Source organism: Sabulicella flocculans (genome assembly GCF_045449635.1).
Taxonomy (GTDB): domain Bacteria; phylum Pseudomonadota; class Alphaproteobacteria; order Acetobacterales; family Acetobacteraceae; genus Roseococcus.
This window is the reverse complement of record NZ_JBJJBR010000006.1, coordinates 94532-113870: the sequence shown is the minus strand read 5'-3', so window position 1 is coordinate 113870 and position 19339 is coordinate 94532. Positions and strand designations below refer to the sequence as shown.

At 73.6% G+C, this 19339-nt stretch carries 21 protein-coding genes; 13 read left to right on the top strand and 8 right to left on the bottom strand.

Annotated features, from left to right (window positions below):
- Positions 1 to 3: 3 nt before the first annotated feature.
- Positions 4 to 1746 (bottom strand): solute carrier family 23 protein, encoded by a 1743-nt coding sequence (locus ACI6QG_RS08940; RefSeq protein WP_407024243.1) that lies wholly within the window; start codon positions 1744 to 1746, stop codon positions 4 to 6.
- A gap of 107 nt (positions 1747 to 1853) precedes the next feature.
- Here ACI6QG_RS08940 and ACI6QG_RS08935 point away from each other — a divergent pair, with 107 nt between their 5' ends.
- Genes ACI6QG_RS08935 through ACI6QG_RS08905 form a run of 7 tightly spaced genes read left to right on the top strand, consistent with a single transcriptional unit; the run spans position 1854 to position 8751 of the window.
- Positions 1854 to 2717, top strand: a complete 864-nt coding sequence (locus tag ACI6QG_RS08935) for a glycine--tRNA ligase subunit alpha (RefSeq protein ID WP_407024242.1) — start codon at positions 1854 to 1856, stop codon at positions 2715 to 2717.
- Positions 2718 to 2730: 13 nt separating this feature from the next.
- Positions 2731 to 3009: a type II toxin-antitoxin system VapB family antitoxin gene (locus ACI6QG_RS08930; protein ID WP_407024241.1), complete on the top strand. Its 279-nt coding sequence runs from the start codon at positions 2731 to 2733 to the stop codon at positions 3007 to 3009.
- A complete protein-coding gene (locus tag ACI6QG_RS08925; protein ID WP_407024240.1) occupies positions 3006 to 3395 on the top strand; it encodes a type II toxin-antitoxin system VapC family toxin in 390 nt (129 codons plus the stop codon). Before ACI6QG_RS08930 ends, ACI6QG_RS08925 begins: the two co-directional genes overlap by 4 nt.
- Before the next feature lies 1 nt (position 3396).
- Positions 3397 to 5466 (top strand): glycine--tRNA ligase subunit beta, encoded by a 2070-nt coding sequence (gene glyS / locus ACI6QG_RS08920; protein WP_407024239.1) that lies wholly within the window; start codon positions 3397 to 3399, stop codon positions 5464 to 5466.
- A gap of 11 nt (positions 5467 to 5477) precedes the next feature.
- On the top strand, positions 5478 to 8150 hold the full coding sequence (ppdK, locus tag ACI6QG_RS08915; RefSeq protein ID WP_407024238.1) for a pyruvate, phosphate dikinase: 2673 nt from the start codon (positions 5478 to 5480) through the stop codon (positions 8148 to 8150).
- Complete coding sequence (locus ACI6QG_RS08910; protein ID WP_407024237.1) at positions 8150 to 8608, top strand: GNAT family N-acetyltransferase; 459 nt, start codon at positions 8150 to 8152, stop codon at positions 8606 to 8608. Before ppdK ends, ACI6QG_RS08910 begins: the two co-directional genes overlap by 1 nt.
- On the top strand, positions 8608 to 8751 hold the full coding sequence (locus tag ACI6QG_RS08905) for a hypothetical protein (RefSeq protein ID WP_407024236.1): 144 nt from the start codon (positions 8608 to 8610) through the stop codon (positions 8749 to 8751). The genes ACI6QG_RS08910 and ACI6QG_RS08905 overlap by 1 nt, the downstream gene beginning before the upstream one ends.
- On the opposite strand, the gene ACI6QG_RS08900 is transcribed toward ACI6QG_RS08905, so the two are convergent.
- A complete protein-coding gene (locus ACI6QG_RS08900; RefSeq protein ID WP_407024235.1) occupies positions 8748 to 9470 on the bottom strand; it encodes a hypothetical protein in 723 nt (240 codons plus the stop codon). The two genes, ACI6QG_RS08905 and ACI6QG_RS08900, sit on opposite strands and share 4 nt — an antisense overlap.
- 81 nt (positions 9471 to 9551) lie before the next feature.
- On the opposite strand from ACI6QG_RS08900, the gene ACI6QG_RS08895 reads away from it, so the two are divergent.
- Positions 9552 to 9836, top strand: coding sequence for a hypothetical protein (locus tag ACI6QG_RS08895; RefSeq protein ID WP_407024234.1), 285 nt, complete (start codon positions 9552 to 9554; stop codon positions 9834 to 9836).
- Positions 9837 to 9866: 30 nt separating this feature from the next.
- Complete coding sequence (locus ACI6QG_RS08890) at positions 9867 to 10724, top strand: SDR family oxidoreductase (RefSeq protein ID WP_407024233.1); 858 nt, start codon at positions 9867 to 9869, stop codon at positions 10722 to 10724.
- Here ACI6QG_RS08890 and ACI6QG_RS08885 read toward each other — a convergent pair.
- The 5 genes from ACI6QG_RS08885 to ACI6QG_RS08865 all read right to left on the bottom strand — a co-directional run bounded on the left by ACI6QG_RS08885 (position 10714) and on the right by ACI6QG_RS08865 (position 13337).
- Positions 10714 to 10914, bottom strand: a complete 201-nt coding sequence (locus ACI6QG_RS08885; RefSeq protein ID WP_407024232.1) for a heavy metal transporter — start codon at positions 10912 to 10914, stop codon at positions 10714 to 10716. The two genes, ACI6QG_RS08890 and ACI6QG_RS08885, sit on opposite strands and share 11 nt — an antisense overlap.
- A gap of 59 nt (positions 10915 to 10973) precedes the next feature.
- Positions 10974 to 11192 carry a hypothetical protein gene (locus ACI6QG_RS08880; RefSeq protein WP_407024231.1) on the bottom strand — a complete coding sequence of 73 codons (219 nt, stop codon included), beginning with the start codon at positions 11190 to 11192 and terminating at the stop codon, positions 10974 to 10976.
- 52 nt (positions 11193 to 11244) lie between these two features.
- On the bottom strand, positions 11245 to 11451 hold the full coding sequence (locus tag ACI6QG_RS08875) for a cold-shock protein (protein ID WP_407024230.1): 207 nt from the start codon (positions 11449 to 11451) through the stop codon (positions 11245 to 11247).
- Between the two features lie 180 nt (positions 11452 to 11631).
- Entirely contained in the window at positions 11632 to 12534 is a 903-nt protein-coding gene (locus ACI6QG_RS08870; protein ID WP_407024229.1) for a PfkB family carbohydrate kinase, read from the bottom strand.
- A 23-nt stretch (positions 12535 to 12557) separates the two neighbouring features.
- Positions 12558 to 13337: an SDR family NAD(P)-dependent oxidoreductase gene (locus ACI6QG_RS08865; protein ID WP_407024228.1), complete on the bottom strand. Its 780-nt coding sequence runs from the start codon at positions 13335 to 13337 to the stop codon at positions 12558 to 12560.
- Positions 13338 to 13428: 91 nt separating this feature from the next.
- Here ACI6QG_RS08865 and ACI6QG_RS08860 point away from each other — a divergent pair, with 91 nt between their 5' ends.
- On the top strand, positions 13429 to 14598 hold the full coding sequence (locus tag ACI6QG_RS08860; RefSeq protein WP_407024227.1) for a zinc-dependent alcohol dehydrogenase: 1170 nt from the start codon (positions 13429 to 13431) through the stop codon (positions 14596 to 14598).
- A 70-nt stretch (positions 14599 to 14668) separates the two neighbouring features.
- Here ACI6QG_RS08860 and ACI6QG_RS08855 read toward each other — a convergent pair whose 3' ends face one another.
- Positions 14669 to 16045: a hypothetical protein gene (locus ACI6QG_RS08855; RefSeq protein ID WP_407024226.1), complete on the bottom strand. Its 1377-nt coding sequence runs from the start codon at positions 16043 to 16045 to the stop codon at positions 14669 to 14671.
- A gap of 149 nt (positions 16046 to 16194) precedes the next feature.
- Between ACI6QG_RS08855 and ACI6QG_RS08850 the strand changes: the two genes are divergently transcribed.
- The 3 genes from ACI6QG_RS08850 (at position 16195) to ACI6QG_RS08840 (ending at position 19326) form a co-directional block, all read left to right on the top strand.
- Positions 16195 to 17799: a DEAD/DEAH box helicase gene (locus tag ACI6QG_RS08850; RefSeq protein ID WP_407024225.1), complete on the top strand. Its 1605-nt coding sequence runs from the start codon at positions 16195 to 16197 to the stop codon at positions 17797 to 17799.
- Positions 17800 to 17860: 61 nt separating this feature from the next.
- Entirely contained in the window at positions 17861 to 18910 is a 1050-nt protein-coding gene (locus ACI6QG_RS08845; protein WP_407024224.1) for a CMD domain-containing protein, read from the top strand.
- Between the two features lie 203 nt (positions 18911 to 19113).
- Positions 19114 to 19326, top strand: coding sequence for a hypothetical protein (locus ACI6QG_RS08840; protein WP_407024223.1), 213 nt, complete (start codon positions 19114 to 19116; stop codon positions 19324 to 19326).
- The last annotated feature ends 13 nt before the right edge of the window (positions 19327 to 19339 follow it).

Here is a 19339-nt window from a genome sequence, read left to right as displayed (position 1 = left end):
CCCCTACTCGCTGAACTCCATCTCCACCACGGCCTGCGCCCCTTCCGCCCGCACGGCGCAGCGGTCGGCCTGGCGCGCGGCCAGCCACATGGCGAAGGCCTCCTGCGCCGCCACCGCCGCCGCCAGGTCCTCCGCCCTGGGCACGCGGGCGGGCGGCGGCAGGGGCGGGCCCGGGTGGCGCAGCGCCAGCCTGACCCGCCCGTCCGCCTCCGTCATCTCGGCCGAAAGGGAGGGCACGCCGCGCGCCGCCAGCACCTCCGCCACCTCGATGGCGGCGTGGGCCAGGGCGTCGGTGGTGGCGCGGCGCAGGCCGAAGGCGCCGCCCGCGCGCTCGACGAAGCCTTCCAGGGCGCGGTTCGCCGCGGCGTCCAGCTTCAGGTCCAGGCGTTCGCTGCGGCGCACCAGGGGCAGGGTCAGCAGGTGCACGCCGAGCGCCACCACGAAGCCCAGCGTCACCGGCGCCACCAGCGCGTCGGGCAGGATGGCGCGCAGCGGGCCCGGCGCCAGCATCGCCAGGGTGGCGGCCAGCAGCCCCAGCCCCACCGCCACCGTGCGCCGCTTGTCCAGCACGCGCGAGGCCACCTGCTGCGCCCCGGCCGCCACCATGAAGCAGGCGAGGTAGAGCAGCATCGCCGCCGCCACCGCCCCCGGCAGCAGCAGCAACTGGGCCAGCAGCAAGGGCGAGCACGCCAGGGCCAGCAGCAGCGCGGCGTTCGCCCAGACCACGGCGCGCGCCAGGATGCGCGTCGCCACCACCAGCCCGACGCCGCCGGAGGAGACGTTGACCACCATGCCGCCCAGCAGCCCGGTGACGCCCATGCCCAGGGTGGTGGCCACCATGGCGCGCTGCACCGGCGCGGGGTCGGGCTTCACCCAGTCGGCGTCGCCCTCCTTCTGCAGCAGCAGCGCGGAGCCGACGGTGGAGGGCAGCAGGCACAGCGCCACCACGGCGAAGGCGGGCAGCAGGTCCCAGGCGGCGCCGCCCAGGTCGGGCCAGGCGGGGCGGGGCAGCGCCAGCCAGGGCAGGCCGGCGGTCAGCGCCGCCGCCTCCGGCCCCGGGGGCCACAGCAGCAGCCCGGCCGCCACCCCGGCCACGCCGCCCAGCAGCAGCGCGAAGGGCGCCAGCGCCCAGCGCAGCAGCGAGGCGACGACGATCACCCCCAGCACCAGCGGCAGCAGCGCCTCCTCCGCCGCCGGCGCCGCCGGCAGGCCCAGCCGCACCACCGAGGGCAGCAGGCTGAGCCCCAGCGCCATGGAGACGACGCCCGCGATCTCCACCGGGATCAGCCGCGGCAGGCGGGGGAAGGCCAGCAGCACCGCGAGCACCAGCAGCGCCGCACCCAGGATGGCCGGGCCGGCCTGGGCCATGCCCACCCCCAGCCCGGCCGCCGCCAGGTGCGCGCCCAGCGCCACCGGCGTCGGCACGGTGGTGATGGCGTAGCCCGCGCCGACCGGGCCGCGCGGCAGGGCGTGCAGCAGCCCGGCGGCGGCCATGGCCAGCAGGGTGAGCGCCAGCAGGTTGGCGGTCTGCCGCCCGTCCAGGCCCATGGCCTGGGCCAGCACCACCGGCACCAGCAGGTAGACCGCCTGCACCGCCAGGATCTGCAGGGCCAGCCCCAGCAGCGTGCCGGGGCCGGGGCGGCCCGCCGCGTCGTGCAGCAGCTCGGGCGGGCGGCGAACGCGGCGGTCGCGCGCGCGGTCCGCCCAGCCCGGCCAGGACCAGCGCGGGCCGGGAGGGTTCGTCATCGGGGCTTCGGGCATGCCGCGCCACGGTTGCACCGCCGCGGAAGGGCCGCAACTTCCCCCGGGGGGCAAGCCCCCCTATGCTGCGCCGCAAACGCCCGGACCACGCGATGCCGAACCCCGACGCCCCCTGCTTCCAGGAGATCATCCTGCGGCTGCACGCCTTCTGGTCGGCGCAGGGCTGCCTGATCCTGCAGCCCTACGACATGGAGATGGGCGCCGGCACCTTCCACCCCGCCACCACCCTGCGCGCCCTGGGCCCGCAGCCCTGGAGCGCGGCCTATGTCCAGCCCTCGCGCCGGCCCAGCGACGGGCGGTATGGCGAGAACCCGAACCGCCTGCAGCACTACTACCAGTACCAGGTCATCCTGAAGCCCTCCCCGCGCGACCCGCAGGCGCTGCTGCTGGACAGCTACAAGGTGCTGGGCCTGGACCCGGCGCTGCATGACATCCGCTTCGTCGAGGATGACTGGGAAAGCCCCACCCTGGGCGCCTGGGGCCTGGGCTGGGAGGTGTGGTGCGACGGCATGGAGGTGACGCAGTTCACCTACTTCCAGCAGGTCGGCGGCATCCCCTGCGAGGTGCCGAGCTGCGAGCTGACCTACGGCCTCGAACGCCTGGCCATGTACATCCAGGGCGTGGAGAACGTCTACGACCTGCGCTTCAACGAGGCGGGGGTGAGCTACGGCGACGTCTTCCTGCGCGCCGAACGGGAATACAGCGCCCACAATTTCGAGCACGCCGACGTCGCCCTGCTGACCCGCCAGTTCGCCGAAGCCGAGGGGGAATGCCAGGCCCTGGCCGATGCCGGGCTGGCCATGCCGGCCTATGACCACTGCATCAAGGCCAGCCACCGCTTCAACCTGCTGGACGCCCGCGGCGCCATCAGCGTGGCCGAGCGCGCGGCGTACATCGCCCGGGTGCGCGCCCTGGCCAAGCGCTGCTGCGAAACCTGGCTGGCAAAGGCCGCTTGATGGTAGAACGCTGATGGAGGCATCTACCATGGGCCAGCTGAACATCAAGGACGACGAGCTGATCGCCGAGGCGAAGGCGCTGGCGGCCGAGCTGGGCACCAGCGTGGTCGGCGCGCTGCGCGACGCGGTGCGCGCCCGCCGCGCCGAGCGCGCGCGGCAGCGGGAGGAGGAGCGCGAGGCGAAGATCGCCGCAGCCATGGCCATTGGCGCACGCGTCGCGGCGATGGTGCCGCCCCACCTGCGGACCAGTGACCATTCCGACCTCTACGACGAGAACGGCCTGCCCCGGTGATCGTGGACACCTCCGCACTGGCGGCGATCCTGTTCCAGGAGGGCGATGCACGCCGCTATGCCGGCACCCTGGTGGACCAGGGCGGCGCCACCCTGTCGGTGGCGAACCTGGTCGAGCTGACCATGGTGGTGGAAGGCCGCGCGGGCAACGCCGCCGGCACCGAGGTGGACGACCTCCTCCACCGCTTCGGCATCCATCTCTCGCCTGTGACTCGCCGGCAGGCGGAGCTCGCGCGGGCCGCCTGGCGGCGCTACGGCAAGGGTCGCCATCCGGCGGCGCTGAACCTCGGCGACTGCTTCGCCTATGCCCTCGCCGCCGAGCGCGGCGAGCCCCTCCTCTTCAAGGGCGAGGACTTCGCCCGCACCGACGTGAAGGCGGCCCTCTGACGTGCCCGAACTGCTGATCGAACTGCTTTCCGAGGAAATCCCCGCCCGCATGCAGGCCCGCGCCGCGGAGGACCTGGCGCGGCTGTGCAAGGCGGCGCTGGCGCCGCTGATGGAAGGCGAGCCGCAGGGCTTCGCCGGCCCGCGCCGCATCGGGCTGGTGGCGCGCATGCAGGCCAGCGCCGCCACCGCGGCGAAGGAGGAGCGCGGCCCGCGCATCGGCGCGCCCGAGGCCGCGCTGGCCGGCTTCCTGAAGAAGCACGGCGCCGCGCGCGAGGACCTCCGGGAGGAGAACGGCTTCCACGTCCTGGCCAAGCCGGGCGAGACGGTGACGGCCGAGGCGCTGCTGCACGCCAGGCTGCCCGACCTGCTGTGGTCCTTCCCCTGGCCCAAATCCATGCGCTGGGGCACCAGCGGCTTCACCTGGGTGCGCCCCTTGCAGCGCATGCTGGTGCTGCTGGGCGGCGTGGCGGTTCCCGTGTCGCTGGCCCGCAACGGCGACGACGCGCACGGGCTGGTGGCGGGCGACCTGACCGAGGGCCACCGCGTGCACGCGCCCGGCGCGGTGCGCGTGGCCTCGGCCGGCGATCACGCCGCGACGCTGCGCGCGCGCTTCGTGTTGCGCGACGCCGCCGAGCGCATGGCGGCCATCCGCGACGGCGTCACGGCGCTGGCCGCTGCCGAGGGGCTGGAAGTGGTGCCCGACGAGGGCCTGCTGGCCGAGGTCGCCGGGCTGGTGGAATGGCCGGTGCCGCTGCTGGGCCGGATTGACGACGCCTTCATGGACCTGCCGGCCGAGGTGATGCGCACCTCCATGCGGGTGAACCAACGCTACTTCGCGCTGCGGCACCCGGATGGCCGCCCGGCCAACCGCTTCGCCCTGGTGGCCAACATCGCCGCCAGCGACGGCGGCGCGGCGCTGGTGGCCGGCAACGAGCGCGTGCTGCGGGCGCGGCTGTCGGATGCGCGCTTCTTCTGGGACGGCGACCTGAAGGCGGGGCTGGAATCCTTTCTGCCGAAGCTGGCGGGCGCCACCTTCCATGCGCAGCTGGGCACCCAGGCCGACCGCGTGCAGCGCATCACCGCCCTGGCCAAGCACCTGGCGCCGCAGGTGGGCGCCGATGCCGCGCTGGCCGAACAGGCGGCGCGGCTGTGCAAGGCCGACCTCGCCTCGGGCATGGTGGGCGAGTTCCCGGAATTGCAGGGCATCATGGGCGGCCACTACGCCCGCGCCGCCGGCCTGGACGCGCGGGTGGCCGACGCCATCGCCCAGCACTACCGCCCCCTGGGCCCGACCGACGCGGTGCCGGCGGAGCCGGTGGCGGTGGCGGTGGCCCTGGCCGACAAGCTGGACACCCTGGCCGGCTTCTTCGCCATCGGCGAGAAGCCGACCGGCAGCGGCGACCCCTACGCGCTGCGCCGCGCGGCGCTGGGGGTGATCCGCATCGTGCGGGAGAATGGGCTGCGGCTGGGGCTGAAGGACGCCTTCTACGAAGCCCGCATGAATCTCGCCCAGGTCGTGCCGGCGGCGTTGGACACCTGGCGGAGCGACACAGCCGACCTCCTCGCCTTCCTCCTCGAACGCCTGCGCGTGCAGCTCCGCGCCGAGGGCGCGCGGCACGACCTCGTCGCCGCCTCCATCGGCGAGGATGACGACATCACCCGCATCCTGGCCCGCGCCGAGGCGCTGCGCGCCATCGTCGAGACGCCGGAGGGCGCCGACCTGCTGGCCGCCGTCAAGCGCGCCGGCAACATCCTGCGCATCGAGGAGAAGAAGGACGGCCACCCCCACGACGCGCCGGTGGACCCCGCCCTGCTGGAAGCGCCCGAGGAGCAGGCGCTGAACGCCGCCCTGGGCGCCGCCGAGGCCGCCTCGGCCCGGGCGATGGCGGCGGAGGATTTCGCCGCCGCCACCGGCGCGCTGGCAACCCTGCGCGCGCCGCTGGATTCCTTCTTTGACAAGGTGGTGGTGAACGCGGAGGCCCCGGCCCTGCGCGCCAACCGCCTGCGCCTGCTCAACCGGGTCCGTGCCGCCGCCGCGCAGCTGGCGGACCTCGCCAAGATCGAAGCCTGAGGAAAAGCCTGATGACGCAATGGGTGTACAGCTTCGGCGCCGGCCGCAACGAAGGCCGGGCCGGCATGCGCGACCTGCTCGGCGGCAAGGGGGCGAACCTGGCGGAGATGGCCTCCATCGGCCTGCCGGTGCCGCCGGGCTTCACCATCACCACGGAGGTCTGCACCCATTTCTACGCCCATGGCCGCACCTACCCGGAGGCGCTGAAGGCCCAGGTGGCCGAGGCGCTGGCCCAGGTGGAGGAGGCCGTCGGCCTGAAGTTCGGCGACGCCGCCAAGCCGCTGCTGGTGTCCGTGCGCTCGGGCGCGCGGGTGTCCATGCCGGGCATGATGGACACGGTGCTCAACCTCGGGCTGAACGACACCACGGTGGAGGGGCTGGCCGCCGCCTCGGGCGATGCCCGCTTCGCCTGGGACAGCTACCGCCGCTTCATCCAGATGTTCGGCTCCGTCGTGCTGAACGTGGACCACCACCGCTTCGAGGAAGTGATCGAGGAGGTGAAGCTGCGCGAGGGCGTGACGGAGGACACCGCGCTGTCCGCCGCGCATTGGCGCGAGGTGGCGCAGGGCTACCAGCAGATGGTCGCCGAGGTGACGGGCCAGCCCTTCCCGCAGGACCCGCAGGCGCAGCTCTGGGCCGCCATCGGCGCGGTGTTCGAGAGCTGGATGAACCAGCGCGCCATCACCTACCGCCGCCTGAACGACATCCCGGCCGAGTGGGGCACGGCGGTGAACGTGCAGGCCATGGTGTTCGGCAACATGGGCGAGGACTGCGCGACGGGGGTCTGCTTCACCCGCGACCCCTCGACGGGCGAGGACATCTTCTACGGCGAGTACCTGGTGAACGCGCAGGGCGAGGACGTGGTGGCCGGCATCCGCACGCCGCAGCCCATGGCCAAGCTGCGCGCCAAGCCGGGCGAGAAGCCGATGGAGGAGGTGATGCCCGCCGCCTACGCCGAGCTGGTGCGCGTCCGCGCGGTGCTGGAGAAGCACTACAAGGACATGCAGGACATCGAGTTCACCGTGCAGCAGGACAAGCTCTACATGCTGCAGACGCGCAACGGCAAGCGCACCGCCGCCGCCAGCCTGAAGATCGCGGTGGACATGTGCCGCGAGGGGCTGATCGACGAGACGGAGGCGGTGAAGCGCGTGCACCCGCAGTCGCTCGACCAGCTGCTGCACCCCACGCTGGACCCCAAGGCCGCGCGCAAGACGCTGGCCAAGGGGCTGCCGGCCTCGCCCGGCGCGGCCTGCGGCGTGGTGGTGTTCAGCGCCGACGAGGCCGAGGCCCGCGCCGGCAAGGGCGAGAGCGTCATCCTGGTGCGCATCGAGACCAGCCCGGAGGACATCCACGGCATGCACGCCGCCCGCGGCATCCTCACCACCCGCGGCGGCATGACGTCGCACGCCGCGGTGGTGGCGCGCGGCATGGGCCGGCCCTGCGTGGCCGGCGCGGGCTCCATCACCGTGGATTACGCCGCCCAGGCGCTGATGGCCGGCGGCCACATCATCCGCGCCGGCGAGACCATCACGCTGGACGGCGCCACCGGCGAGGTCTTCATCGGCCCGGTGGCGATGATCGAGCCGCAGCTGTCGGGCGACTTCGCCACGCTGATGGAATGGGCCGACGGCAAGCGCCGCATGAAGGTGCGCGCCAACGCCGAGACGCCGCTGGACGCCGAGACCGCGCGCAAGTTCGGCGCCGAGGGCATCGGCCTGTGCCGCACCGAGCACATGTTCTTCGACCCCGCGCGCATCGGCGCCGTGCGCCAGATGATCATGAGCGAGACGGAGGAGGGCCGCCGCGCCGCCCTGGCCCGCCTGCTGCCCTTCCAGCGCGACGACTTCACGGCGCTGTTCCGCATCATGGCCGGGCTGCCGGTGACCATTCGCCTGCTGGACCCGCCGCTGCACGAGTTCCTGCCGCATTCGGAGGCCGAGATCGCCGAGGTCGCGGCGTCGCTCGGCGTGGACGCCGCGCAGATGAAGCGCCGCGCCGAGGACCTGAGCGAAGCCAACCCCATGCTGGGCCATCGCGGCTGCCGCCTGGGCATCACCTTTCCCGAGATCTACGAGATGCAGGCCCGCGCCATCTTCGAGGCCGCGGTGGCGGTGGCGAAGGAGACCGGCGCCGCCCCGGTGCCGGAGATCATGATCCCGCTGGTGATGGTGAAGAAGGAGCTCGACCTCACCCGCGCCCAGGTGGAGAAGGCCGCCGCCGAGGTCTTCGCCGCCACCGGCACCACGCTGGACTACCTGGTCGGCACCATGATCGAGTTGCCGCGCGCCGCCATCACCGCCGACCGCATCGCCGAGGCCGCCGACTTCTTCTCCTTCGGCACCAACGACCTGACGCAGACCACCTTCGGCCTGTCGCGCGACGACGCCGGCAAGTTCCTGCCGCACTACGTCGAGAAGAACATCCTGCCCAAGGACCCCTTCGTCTCGCTCGACCCCGAGGGGGTGGGCGCGCTGGTGGAGATCGCGGCGCAGAAGGGCCGCGGCGTGAAGCCCGGCCTGAAGCTGGGCATCTGCGGCGAGCACGGCGGCGACCCCTCCTCCATCCAGTTCTGCGAGGGGGTCGGGCTCGACTACGTGTCCTGCTCGCCCTACCGCGTGCCGGTGGCGCGGCTGGCGGCGGCGCAGGCGGCGCTGGCCGGCAGCACGATGGACCGCAACGCCTGATGCGGCTGCGCCCGCTGCGCCCCGCCGAGATGGCGGCGCTGCGGGCGCTGCACGACGCGTCGTTCGATGCCCTCGGCGCGGCCTACGGCGCCGCGGTGAAGGCCGCGCACGCCGCGCTGGTGGCCGAGCCGGCCTATGCGGAGGAGGTGGCGCGCTGCGACCCCTGGGTGGCGGAGGGGCCGGATGGCCGGCTGCTCGCCTCCGCCGGCTGGTGCGAGCAGGAGGGGCGCTGCCGCATCCGCAAGGTCTTCGTCCACCCGGATGCCGCGCGCCAGGGCTTCGCCACCCGGCTGGTGCGCGCGGCGGAGGAACGCTCCGGCCTCGCGCGCTTCACCCTGCGCGCCTACCTGGATGCCGTGCCGCTGTACGGGAAGCTGGGCTACCGCGCGGTGGCCCCGGCGCGCATGGCCCTGCCCGGCGGCCTGTCCATGCCGGTGCTGATGATGGAGCGCCCCTGATGCCGCGTGCCCTGGCCCTGCTGCTGCTGCTCGCCGCCTGCGCCCGCCCGGCGCCGGAGCCGCCGCCGCAAGCCTGGGCCGGCGAGGCGCCGCGCGTCAGCCTGGGCGGGGCGATGTCCGCCACCTGGGGCGTCGTGCGCTAGCTCTGGTTCAGCAGCAGGAAGGGGGCCACCGGCACGCGCGGCGGCGCGCGCAGGCTGGCGTAGTCCACCTGGGCGAAGTCGCGCAGGCGGCGCTCCACCGCCTCGAAGGCGCGGCGCTGGGCGGGGCGCAGCGGGGCGTCGGGCGTCTCGGTGCGGTGCTGCAGCCAGCGCGCCAGCAGCCCGGCGCCGCGCCGGTGCGCGGCGGCCACCAGCCCGCCCTCCGTCAGCGGCACCTCCTGCCCGTCCAGCCCGCGCAGCGTGCCGCCCTGCCGGGCCAGGGCGCCGTTGCGGTCCAGCTGCGTCTCCACCCGGCGCAGGAAGGCGGTGAAGGCGGCCTCCTGTGCCAAGGGGCTGCGGAGGAACTCCTCGTCGCTGCGCACGCCCGCGCGCGCGGTCCAGGCGCCGGAGGCGTCCTTCCAGCCCAAATCCACCAGGGTGGAGGGCAGGAACTGGTAGCGCCCCAGCGCGCCGGAGCGCGGGTTCACCTGGCCGTAGCCGTGGTTGGGGTGCTCGGCGCTGCGCTCGGCGGCGGCGATGCGGGCGCGGAAGGCGGGGTTGGGCGCCGCTTCCCACGGCGCGGCCAGGCTGCCGGGCCGCGCGGCGGCGGGCGCGCGCTCCGCCCCGGCCAGGGCGAGCTGGAAGCCGCCCCCGGCGCGGCGCGGCGGGGGCGGGGCGGCGGGGGCTTCGGCGCGGCGCACGGCGTCCATGCGGCGCAGCATCGCGCCAACAGGTGAACGGCGGATTGACGCCCGCCCCGGCCTTCCGCCATGCAGCGGGGCGAACCGCCCGGAACCCCCAGGATGCGCCTGCCCCTGCTCGCCGCCCTTGCCCTGCTTCCCGCCTGCGGCGACCCGCCGCCCCCCGTTTCCACCGCCTCCACCGGCCGGGCGCCGGCGCCGGCGAACTACGAGCGCGCGCCCACCTCCCGCCTGCCGGATTCGACGCAGCGGCTGCAGTATTTCGGCCAGGGCGCCTTCGGGGTGGAGAACCCGACCAGCCCGCGCCAGCCCGCCGGCACCCTGCCCGGCCGCGGCGGCACCGGCCGCGCCGGCATGACCTACCAGGACGTGCAATCGGTGCGCTGAACGAAGCCGCGGCTGCGGCGTTGGGCGCGCATGACCCAGCCCCCGCAGCACCAGGACCGCCAGCCCGGCCTGGAATCCGAGATGACGCCCGCCCCGCGCTCGCGCATGGAAGGGTGGAAGGCCGCCGGCAAGCTCCAGGGCCAGCGCGCCCTGGTGACCGGCGGCGACAGCGGCATCGGCCGTGCCGTGGCCATCGGCTTCGCCAAGGAGGGCGCGGATGTCTGCATCCTCCACACCGCCGAGGAGGAGGAGGACGCGCGCGAGACGCTGCGCCTGATCGCCGCCGAGGGGCGGCGCGGCCTGGCCATCAGCGGCGACATCGGCGACCCGGCCTTCTGCGCCCGCGCGGTGGAGGAGGCGACCGCCCATCTGGAGGGCCCGCTGGACATCCTGGTCAACAACGCCGCCGAGCAGCACGAGACGGAGGATTTCGCGCAGATCCCGACGGAGCAGGTGGAGCGCACCTTCCGCACCAACATCCTGGGGATGTTCTGGCTGATCCGCGCCGCGCTGCCGCGCATGCCCGACGGGGCGCGCATCATCAACACCACCTCCATCACCGCCTATCGCGGCTCGGCGGAGCTGCCGGACTACGCGGCCACCAAGGGCGCCATCGTGGCGCTGACGCGCTCGCTGTCGCAGTCCTTGTGGAAGGCGCGCGGGATCCGGGTGAACGCGGTGGCGCCGGGGCCGATCTGGACCCCGCTGATCCCCGCCTCCTTCGACGAGGAGCGCACGGCCAGGCACGGCGACAGCAGCGAGATGGGCCGCGCCGGCCAGCCGGACGAGGTGGCGCCTTGCTACATCTTCCTGGCCAGCGAGCAGGACAGCTCCTACGTCAACGGCCAGGTGCTGCACCCCAACGGGGGCACCGTCATCAACGGCTGAGGGCCTCGGCCTCCCAGCCATCGGCGCGCAGGGCGGCCAGGATGGCGGCGGCGTCCGCCGCCTCCAGCCGCACCTCGCGCTTCTCCAGGTCGAATTGCGGGGCGGCGCCGGGCGCGGCCTTGGCCAGGGTGGCGGCGACGCCCTTGGCGCAGCCGCCGCATTCCATGTTGGGGATGCGGATGGTCATCATGCGGCGCATGCTGCGGCCTTCCCCGGGGGGAAGGTCAAGCGCGCCGGGGGGTGGCGCCGCTAGCGCGGGCGGCCCAGCGGGTCGGCGCGCATCTGGCTCTCGCGGGCCACGCGCTCGTGGCCGTCGGCCAGGTGGCGCAGGCGGTACTCGCGGTCCATCTGGTCGTTGGGCAGGGTGCGCAGCACGGTGAACAGGCCGCGGGGCAGGTTGCCGTCCATCTTGCCCGGGACCAGCTCGACATGCTCCCCGGCGCGGAAACGGTGCAGCGGCGTCGCCATCGGTGGTCCTCCTGAACGGAAGAAGGCGGGCCGGGGCCCGCCTTCCGTTGCATCACGCCTTGCGGATGTTGCCGGCGGAGGACTTGCCGTCCCGCCCGCCGAGCACCTCGAACTCCAGGCGCTCGCCCTCGCGCAGGTCGCGCAGGCCGGCCTTCTGGACCTCGGAGATGTGCACGAAGACGTCCTTGGAGCCGTCCTCGGGCTGGATGAAGCCGAAGCCCTTGGTGGCGTTGAACCACTTCACGGTGCCGGTGGTCATGGTGTCTGTTCCCTTTCGGAACGGAGGGTGCCGCCGCGCGAAGGGCCGCGTGGCGCATCAGCGTCGAAGGGAAGGCGGTCGCGAGGCTCGGTGCCCCCTCCGGGGAGGGGACGCAGGCTGGGCCGAACCAAACGAGGTTGACCCCCCCAATATCAGGCTTCGTGACGGGGAATACAACCTCTATCGCAGCATGGCCGCCACCGCCTCCCGGCGGGGGGTCGCGCCGTCGCGCGCGCGCAGCGCCCCGGCGGCGGCGGCGAAGCGCAGCGCGTCGGGCACCGGCTGCCCCTCGGCCAGGGCCAGGGCGTAGGCGCCGTGGAACACGTCGCCCGCGCCGGTGGTGTTGGCGGCCTCCACCGGGAAGGCGGGCACCTCCCCCGCGCGCTCCATGCCCGCGGCCAGCCACAGCACGCCGCGCTCGCCGCGCGTCACCGCCGCCACCTCGGTGCGGCCGGCGGCCAGGGCGCGGCGCAGCGCCTCGGCGGCGCGCTGGCCCGGGGCGAAATTGGCCAGCCCGCCCTCGCTGAACACGGCGTGACGGGCGCGCGGCACCAGCTCCAGCAGGATGCGCGCCTCGCCCTTCTCGGCGTCCAGCACGGTGGGCAGGTGGCGGGCGGCCTCCAGCGCCGCCGCCGCGCCCTCGGGCCAGCGCGGGTCGCAGTGGAAGCCGGCGGCGCCGCGCAGCCGCTCCAGCGGCAGCCAGCCGGGGTCGGCGGGCAGCGCCTCGCCGCGCCAGCCGAAGGTCACGCGCTCCCCCCGCTTGTCCACCACCACGGCCGAGACCGGGGTGCGCGCGCCGGGGAAGCCGCGCAGCCCGGCGCAGTCCACCCCTTCGGCCTCCAGCTCGGCGCGGGCGGCGGCGCCGTTGGCGTCCTCGCCCAGGCGGCCCCACAGGGCGGCGCGCCCGCCCAGCCGCGCCACCGCGATGGCGGCGTTGGCCGCCATGCCGCCCACCATGGCGCGGTAGGCGGTGGCGCGCTCCTTGGCCGGCGGCGACGGGATCTCGCCCACGCGGAACAGGTGGTCCAGCACGGCGGACCCCAGGCCGATGACCAGGGGGTGGGTGACTTCCGCCGCCGCCATGCCTGCTCCCCCTCCGCCGCGCGTCAGGAGGCGGAGCCGGGCTCCGCCGTCTTCCGGTGCTGCTCCGCCAGCATGGCGGCGGGGGTGACGTTGGCAATGGTGGTCTGCACCTTGTTCTTGATGCCGTGCACCACCTGGCCGTCGCCGGCCCGCATCGCCTCCCAGCCGGTGCGCGCCACCTCGGCCGGGTCGTCCTTGGCGGCGGCACCCACGGCGGTGTCCTCCATGCCGGCGCGGCGGAAGAATTCCGTCTCGGTCGGGCCGGGCATCAGGCAGGTGACGGTGATGCCCGTCTCCTTCAGCTCGTTGCCCAGGGCGGCGCAGAAGCTGTCGATGAAGGCCTTGGTGCCGTTGTAGGCCGCCTGGAAGGAGCCGGGGATGTAGCCGGCCACCGAGCCGGTGACGAGGATGCGCCCGCCGCCCTGCGCCCGCATGGCCCGTCCCACCTGCTGCACCAGCAGCAGGGTGCCGGTCACGTTGGTGTCCACCACGCGGCGCACCTCCGCCCAGTCCTGGTCCAGGAAGCCGTGGCCCAGGCCGCGGCCGGCATTGGCGCACAGCACCTCCACCCGCGCCGCGCCGATGGCGTCCAGCAGCGCGCCCACACCTTCCTCCGTCGCCAGGTCGGCCTGCACGGCGCGCACCCGCGCGCCCATGCCGCGCAGCTGGCGCGCCGCCTCCTCGATGGCCGGCTCGTCGGCGCAGATCACCAGCTCGTGCCCCTCCTGCGCCGCGATGCGCGCCAGCTCCTTGCCGATGCCGGTGCTGGCGCCGGTCACGACCACGAGGCCTTTGCCGTCCATGGGATTCTCCTGCCTTCGCATGTTCCCGCCGGCAACGCGGGGCAGGTGGCGGCGTTGCCCCGGGGTTGCGGAACACAGCGGAGGCGCGGCGATGCGGGCGATCACCTGGCACGGCAAGGGCGACATGCGGTGCGACACCGTGCCCGACCCGCGGATCGAGCAGGACACGGACTGCATCATCCGCGTCACCGCCTGCGCCATCTGCGGCAGCGACCTGCACCTGCTGGACGGCGTCATCCCCACCATGAAGTCCGGCGACGTGGTGGGCCACGAGGCGATGGGCGAGGTGATGGAGGTCGGCCGCGGCTGCAAGCGCCTGAAGCCCGGCGACCGCGTGGTGGTGCCCTTCACCATCGCCTGCGGGCAGTGCTTCTTCTGCCAGAAGGGCTTCTTCTCGGGCTGCGAGCGCACCAACCCCAACTTCGCCATGGCGAAGGAGCTGTGGGGCAACAGCCCGGCCGCCCTGTTCGGCTATTCGCACCTGCTGGGCGGCATCCCCGGCGGGCAGGCGGAATACCTGCGGGTGCCGCACGCCGATGTCGGCCCCATCAAGGTGCCGGACGGGCTGAGCGACGAGCAGGTGCTGTTCCTGAGCGACATCTTCCCCACCGGCTTCATGGCCGCCGAGTTCTGCGACATCAAGGGCGGCGAGACCATCGCCATCTGGGGATGCGGCCCGGTGGGGCAGTTCGCCATCCGCTCCGCCTTCCTGCTGGGCGCCGGGCGCGTCATCGCCATCGACGAGGTGCCCGAGCGGCTGGAGATGGCGCGCAAGGCCGGCGCCGAGGTGCTGAACTTCCGCGAGGTGGACGTCTACGAAGCCATCATGGAGGCCACCAAGGGCCGCGGCGCGGATGCCTGCATCGACGCCGTGGGCACCGAGCCCTCGCCCACCTCCTCGGCCATGGCGATGCTGGACCGCGCCAAGGTGGCGCTGTTCGCCGGCACCGACCAGCCGCACGTGCTGCGCCAGGCCATCCATTGCTGCCGCAACTTCGGCACCGTCTCCATCGTCGGCGTCTATGGCGGCTTCCTGGACAAGGTGCCCTTCGGCTCGGCCATCAACCGCGGCATCACCTTCCGCATGGCGCAGACGCCGGTGCAGCGCTACCTGCCGCGGCTGCTGGCGCTGATCGAGGGCGGGCAGATCGACCCCTCCTTCGTCATCACCCACCGCGCGACGCTGGAGGAGGCGCCGGGCCTCTACAAGACCTTCCGCGACAAGCAGGATGGCTGCATCAAGGTGGTGCTGAAGCCCTGAGGGGGCCGCCGAACGCTTGGTGCCATCACGATATCGGGGAACGTCTTGCGTCGCCCCGTCTGGCGACCATTCAGCCGGGAGCGATGCAAGCCGGAAACACCCGCTGGTGATAGCGACCGACGAAAGATAGGTAGGGGCCGCGGTACTGAAATCGCGCCAAGATGAGCCGAACCGCGAGTTCTCGGAACACCATCGCGTGGCTCCATGTCCCCGCGCGGCCGGAGGCCGCTTGCACCGTGTTGACGCCGCGATGGGTAATCTGATTGCGCGCGGTGATGGCGTCCCGCAGCGCGTGGGGCGGCAGATGGTCAGCCGAGGTGCCCCATTTGCGGAGCAAGCACTCCAGTTTTTCTCGCAGACCTTTCTCGTTGCGGGGAAGCAGGCGGCCCAGCACTTCTGGTTGATAGTGAGGCAACTCGTTTTTCAGCACTTCCTGAATGGCAGACTTCGCTTTTTGATAGATATCTTTGGAGAGAAGACCTCCGTCGCCAGAACTTAGTCCTCGGGCGATGAGATTCTCAATTGCGGTTACCGCACAGAACAGACGTACCTCGGCAAAGTGGGACGGCGCGACCAACCAGGAAAGCGCATCCTGGAGACAGGAAAGCGTTCCGATTTCTTCCGTCTCCCGCAAAATGACGGCATGCAGGAAAGCTTGCAAGCTCCAGTCCGGAATGACCTGCAACGCGGTCTCTTCGCCTCGTGTCGGCAATTCTGTAGTCCTGCGCACGGTGATAATGTTTGTTCCGTTCCGCCGATACTCGCCAATGACGCGTGGCGCCAGTTGAGTGCCGCATGCAAAGGACAGCGCCAGCAATAGTTCTTCCCCTGCCACCTTGGCGCGTTCACACCATTCAGCGTCGGTTTCCTCGATGGCGACCTCGCCGTTGGCTTGAGATATGACGAGCATACCAGACACGTCGTGCCATGAGGCTTCATCGGCGAACTGCCGCCGACAAGAGATTATCAGCGACCCAATCCCGGCAATGCGTGCTTTCAGCGGAGCGCCTGAGCATTCGAGGCCGCGGAGCCAGAACCGCACGGACCGTAACGGTGTCCGCTCGGGCCGATGCTGAGGAGGCGCCAGCGTCAGTTCGGCGTGCGCGCACGAGCCTCCGAACGCCACCGTCAAGCCATCCGGACCCGCTGAGTGGGAGAGGTCCCGGACTTCAAAGTGACTGGACCTGAGACGGGTGCCGTCTTCCGCATGCGCGTCGAGTTGAAGCCACTCAAGGTGCTCGCCGCGCTGCGTCTCGCGCAGCCGCATGTAGAGGCCATCATCCGCGTGCGGGCCCTCGAAACGCATCACGAGGACACCTTGCCGATTGACCGAGGCCGAAAAGACGACCTCCGCGATGACGGCGGCGGCATCGCGAATGATGCCAGTGAAGCGCCGCTCCTCAAACATTGGCGCTGACGGCGGCAGCGGCTTTGCGGCCTCGTTCATGACGACACCATCAGTGATTTCTGGCGCGAGGCAAGCAACCCCTCTCAAAGTCTGCTGTCGCCGCGCGCCATCACTGCCGTCCGTCATGGCAGTCCAGCGCCCACGCCGCTGGCGCCACCGGGCACAACCCGCGTAAACCCCGCCCCACCATGTCCTTCCCCCCGCTTCCCGCCTCCCTCGCCAGCGCCCTGGCCGCGCGCGGCTACGCCGAGCCGACGCCCGTGCAGCAGGCCGTGCTGGAGGAAGGGCTGGCCGGGCAGGACCTGCTTGTTTCCGCCCAGACCGGCTCGGGCAAGACCGTCGCCTACGGCCTGGCCCTGGCCGCCGACCTGATGGGCGAGGCGCCGCGCCTGCCGCCCGCCGGCGCCCCGCTGGCCCTGGTGGTGGCCCCCACGCGTGAGCTGGCGCTGCAGGTGAAGGCGGAGCTGGCCTGGCTCTACGCCGCCGCCGGGGGCGTGGTCGGCGCCGCCGTGGGCGGCATGGACCCCATCGCCGAGCGCCGGGTGCTGCAGCGCGGCACCCACATCGTCGTCGGCACGCCGGGCCGCATGAGGGACCACATCGAGCGCGGCAACCTCGACGCCTCGGCGCTCAAGGCCGTGGTGCTGGACGAGGCGGACGAGATGCTCGACCTCGGCTTCCGCGAGGAGCTGGAGGCCATCCTCGACGCCGCGCCCGAGGCGCGCCGCACCCTGCTGTTCAGCGCCACCGTGCCGAAGGAGATCGCCGCCCTCGCCCGGCAGTACCAGCGCGAGGCGAAGCGCATCGCCGTGGGCAGCGAGGCGCGCCGACACAACGACATCGAGTACCGCGGCTCCCTCGTCGCGCCGCACGAGGTGGAGCGCGCGGTGGTGAACATCCTGCGGCTGGAGGACCCGCGGCTGGCCATGGTGTTCTGCGCCACCCGCGCCGCGGTGAACCGCCTGCACGCCAACCTGACGGAGCGCGGCTTCGCCACCGTGGCGCTGTCGGGCGAGCTGTCCCAGGCCGAGCGCACCCGCGCCCTGCAATCCCTGCGCGACGGCCGCGCGCGGGTCTGCGTGGCGACCGACGTGGCGGCGCGCGGCATCGACCTGCCGGACCTCGCGCTGGTCATCCACGCCGAGCTGCCGCGCGATTCCGAGACGCTGCTGCACCGTTCGGGCCGCACCGGGCGCGCCGGGCGCAAGGGCGTGTCCTGGCTGGTGGTGCCGCACAACCGCCGCCGCACCGCCGAGCGCCTGTTCGGGGGCGCCAAGCTGGACGTCGCCGTGGTGCCCGCCCCGGGCGCCGATGCGGTGCGCGCCAGGGACGCCGAGCGGCTGCGCGAATCCGCCGCCGCCCTGCTGGCCGAGGAGCCGGAGGAGGCCGATGCCGCCATCGGCGCCACCCTGGTGGCCGGCCACGCGCCCGAGGCGCTGGCCGCCGCGCTGGTGAAGCTGCTGCGCGCCCCCCTGCCCGCCCCCGAGGAGCTGGCCGAGGCCCCCGAGCGCCAAGCGCCGCCCCCGCGCGAGCGCCGCGACCCGGCGGCGGCGGCGGCCGGCAACTGGTTCCGCGCCGATGTGGGCCGCGAGGACGGGGCCGACCCCAAGTGGCTGCTGCCCTTCCTGTGCCGCCGCGGCCACGTGACGCGCGAGGCCATCGGGCGCATCCGCATCCTGGGCCGCGAGACCCAGTTCGAGGTGGACCCCCGCGTGGCCGCGCGCTTCGCCGCCGCCATCCGCCGCCCGGTGGGCGGGCAGGACGGCCGCGTGCGCATCGAGGCGCTGCGCTGAGCTTGCGCCCCCCGCCCGCCGGGGCGAAGGTGCCGCGGTTGAGGGCAGGGGAAGGGCGCGCATGCGCGACGTGATCGACGACATCGCCGGCATCGGGGCGGGCAGCGACCTGGATGCGCTGCGCGCCCTGCGCCCGGACGTGCGCGCCGCCACCGCGGGCAGCGAGGACGCCATCTTCGCCGGCCCCTCCGGCCTTTCGCCCGGCGAGCGCCACGCCGTGGCCGCCCACGTCGCCCGCCTGCACGACGACCCGCGGCTGCAGGCCCGCCACGCCGCCCTGGCCGACACCACCAGCCCGCGCCTGCCCGTGCTGTACCCCTTCGCCGAGCTGCTGACGCTGCACACCGACCAGGCCAGCCCCGCCGCCATCCGCGCCCTGACCGAAGCCGGGCTGGCGCCGCGCGACATCGTGATGCTGGCGCAGCTGGTCGCCTACGTCGCCTACGTCAGCCGCATGGGCGTGGCGCTCGACCTGCTGGCCGGCCGGGACGGCGCGGGCGGGACGGCGGTGCCGCTGCACCCGCGCTCCCCCGGCACGGCGGATTTCGGCTTCACCGCCGACAGCCTGGACTGGGAGGCCTGGGCGCCCATCCTGGACATCGCCCAGGCCACGCCCGAGCAGCTCGCCATCCTCGACGCCTCGCACGCCTCGGCCCGCATCTCGCCCTACTACCTGCTGCTGGTGCAGGAGCCCGCGGTGCTGCGCGAGCGCTCGAAGCTGTTCAACACCATCATGTACGGCCCGCGCGGCGCCTCGCGCGCCGAGCGCGAGTTCGCCTCCGTCATCGAGAGCCGCATCAACGGCTGCCCCTACTGCGCCAGCGTGCACGCGCAGCGCTGGGCGCAGCTGAAGGGCGACCCGGCGCTGATGGCGCGCATCCTGGCCGAGGGCGTGGAGGTGGAGATGCCGCCGCGGCTGCGCGCCATCGCCGACTTCGCCGCGCGCCTGTCCGCCACGCCGCCGGCCGCGGCGGCGAGCGACGTGGCCCACCTGCGTGCCCAGGGGATGAACGACGCCGAGATCCTGGACATCGCCGCCGCGGTGGCGATGTTCGCCTGGGCCAACCGGCTGATGCAGACGCTGGGCGAACCCAGGCGCAAGCCGGCCTGAGGGCTGGTTCTCCGTGCCCGCACCGCCGTGGCCGATCGTCGCGGCTGCGCCGGGCGGCGGCCATCCGGCCGCCTGGGCTTCGCGCCCCGGAAGGGACGCGGCGCTGGGTTCTGCGGGGCACGCCTGATGGCCGGCCTCGCCCGCGGCGCTGGCCTCCCGCGCCAGGCGGCGCAACGGGGCATCGGGACGGGCGTTGCCGGGCCATGCGTCCGCTCCTCCTGCTCGCCCCGCTGCTGCTGGCCGGCTGCGCCACCGGCCTGTCCTACCAGGGGCAGCCGATCGAGCCCTCGATCACCGGCGAGGCGCGGCGGCTGAACGACGGCGCCTATTCCGCCGGGGCGCGGCTGGGGCAGCGGCTGGGGCTTTCCCCGCCCGCCGACACGCCCGCGGCGGGGGTCTGGCAGGAGCGGCGGTAGCTTGACCCCGGCG

What these genes read in the sequence shown, in the direction of transcription:
- ACI6QG_RS08890 (WP_407024233.1), top strand. Translation starts at nt 9,867, where the DNA reads ATGACCCAGCCCCCGCAGCACCAGGACCGCCAGCCCGGCCTGGAATCC.
- ACI6QG_RS08875 (WP_407024230.1), bottom strand. Translation starts at nt 11,451, where the DNA reads ATGACCACCGGCACCGTGAAGTGGTTCAACGCCACCAAGGGCTTCGGC.
- ACI6QG_RS08855 (WP_407024226.1), bottom strand. Translation starts at nt 16,045, where the DNA reads ATGAACGAGGCCGCAAAGCCGCTGCCGCCGTCAGCGCCAATGTTTGAG.
- ACI6QG_RS08930 (WP_407024241.1), top strand. Translation starts at nt 2,731, where the DNA reads ATGGAGGCATCTACCATGGGCCAGCTGAACATCAAGGACGACGAGCTG.
- ACI6QG_RS08900 (WP_407024235.1), bottom strand. Translation starts at nt 9,470, where the DNA reads ATGCTGCGCCGCATGGACGCCGTGCGCCGCGCCGAAGCCCCCGCCGCC.
- ACI6QG_RS08910 (WP_407024237.1), top strand. Translation starts at nt 8,150, where the DNA reads ATGCGGCTGCGCCCGCTGCGCCCCGCCGAGATGGCGGCGCTGCGGGCG.
- ACI6QG_RS08840 (WP_407024223.1), top strand. Translation starts at nt 19,114, where the DNA reads ATGCGTCCGCTCCTCCTGCTCGCCCCGCTGCTGCTGGCCGGCTGCGCC.
- ACI6QG_RS08935 (WP_407024242.1), top strand. Translation starts at nt 1,854, where the DNA reads ATGCCGAACCCCGACGCCCCCTGCTTCCAGGAGATCATCCTGCGGCTG.
- ACI6QG_RS08905 (WP_407024236.1), top strand. Translation starts at nt 8,608, where the DNA reads ATGCCGCGTGCCCTGGCCCTGCTGCTGCTGCTCGCCGCCTGCGCCCGC.
- ACI6QG_RS08895 (WP_407024234.1), top strand. Translation starts at nt 9,552, where the DNA reads ATGCGCCTGCCCCTGCTCGCCGCCCTTGCCCTGCTTCCCGCCTGCGGC.
- ACI6QG_RS08885 (WP_407024232.1), bottom strand. Translation starts at nt 10,914, where the DNA reads ATGATGACCATCCGCATCCCCAACATGGAATGCGGCGGCTGCGCCAAG.
- ACI6QG_RS08845 (WP_407024224.1), top strand. Translation starts at nt 17,861, where the DNA reads ATGCGCGACGTGATCGACGACATCGCCGGCATCGGGGCGGGCAGCGAC.
- ACI6QG_RS08860 (WP_407024227.1), top strand. Translation starts at nt 13,429, where the DNA reads ATGCGGGCGATCACCTGGCACGGCAAGGGCGACATGCGGTGCGACACC.
- ACI6QG_RS08940 (WP_407024243.1), bottom strand. Translation starts at nt 1,746, where the DNA reads ATGACGAACCCTCCCGGCCCGCGCTGGTCCTGGCCGGGCTGGGCGGAC.
- ACI6QG_RS08870 (WP_407024229.1), bottom strand. Translation starts at nt 12,534, where the DNA reads ATGGCGGCGGCGGAAGTCACCCACCCCCTGGTCATCGGCCTGGGGTCC.
- ACI6QG_RS08880 (WP_407024231.1), bottom strand. Translation starts at nt 11,192, where the DNA reads ATGGCGACGCCGCTGCACCGTTTCCGCGCCGGGGAGCATGTCGAGCTG.
- ppdK (WP_407024238.1), top strand. Translation starts at nt 5,478, where the DNA reads ATGACGCAATGGGTGTACAGCTTCGGCGCCGGCCGCAACGAAGGCCGG.
- ACI6QG_RS08850 (WP_407024225.1), top strand. Translation starts at nt 16,195, where the DNA reads ATGTCCTTCCCCCCGCTTCCCGCCTCCCTCGCCAGCGCCCTGGCCGCG.
- ACI6QG_RS08865 (WP_407024228.1), bottom strand. Translation starts at nt 13,337, where the DNA reads ATGGACGGCAAAGGCCTCGTGGTCGTGACCGGCGCCAGCACCGGCATC.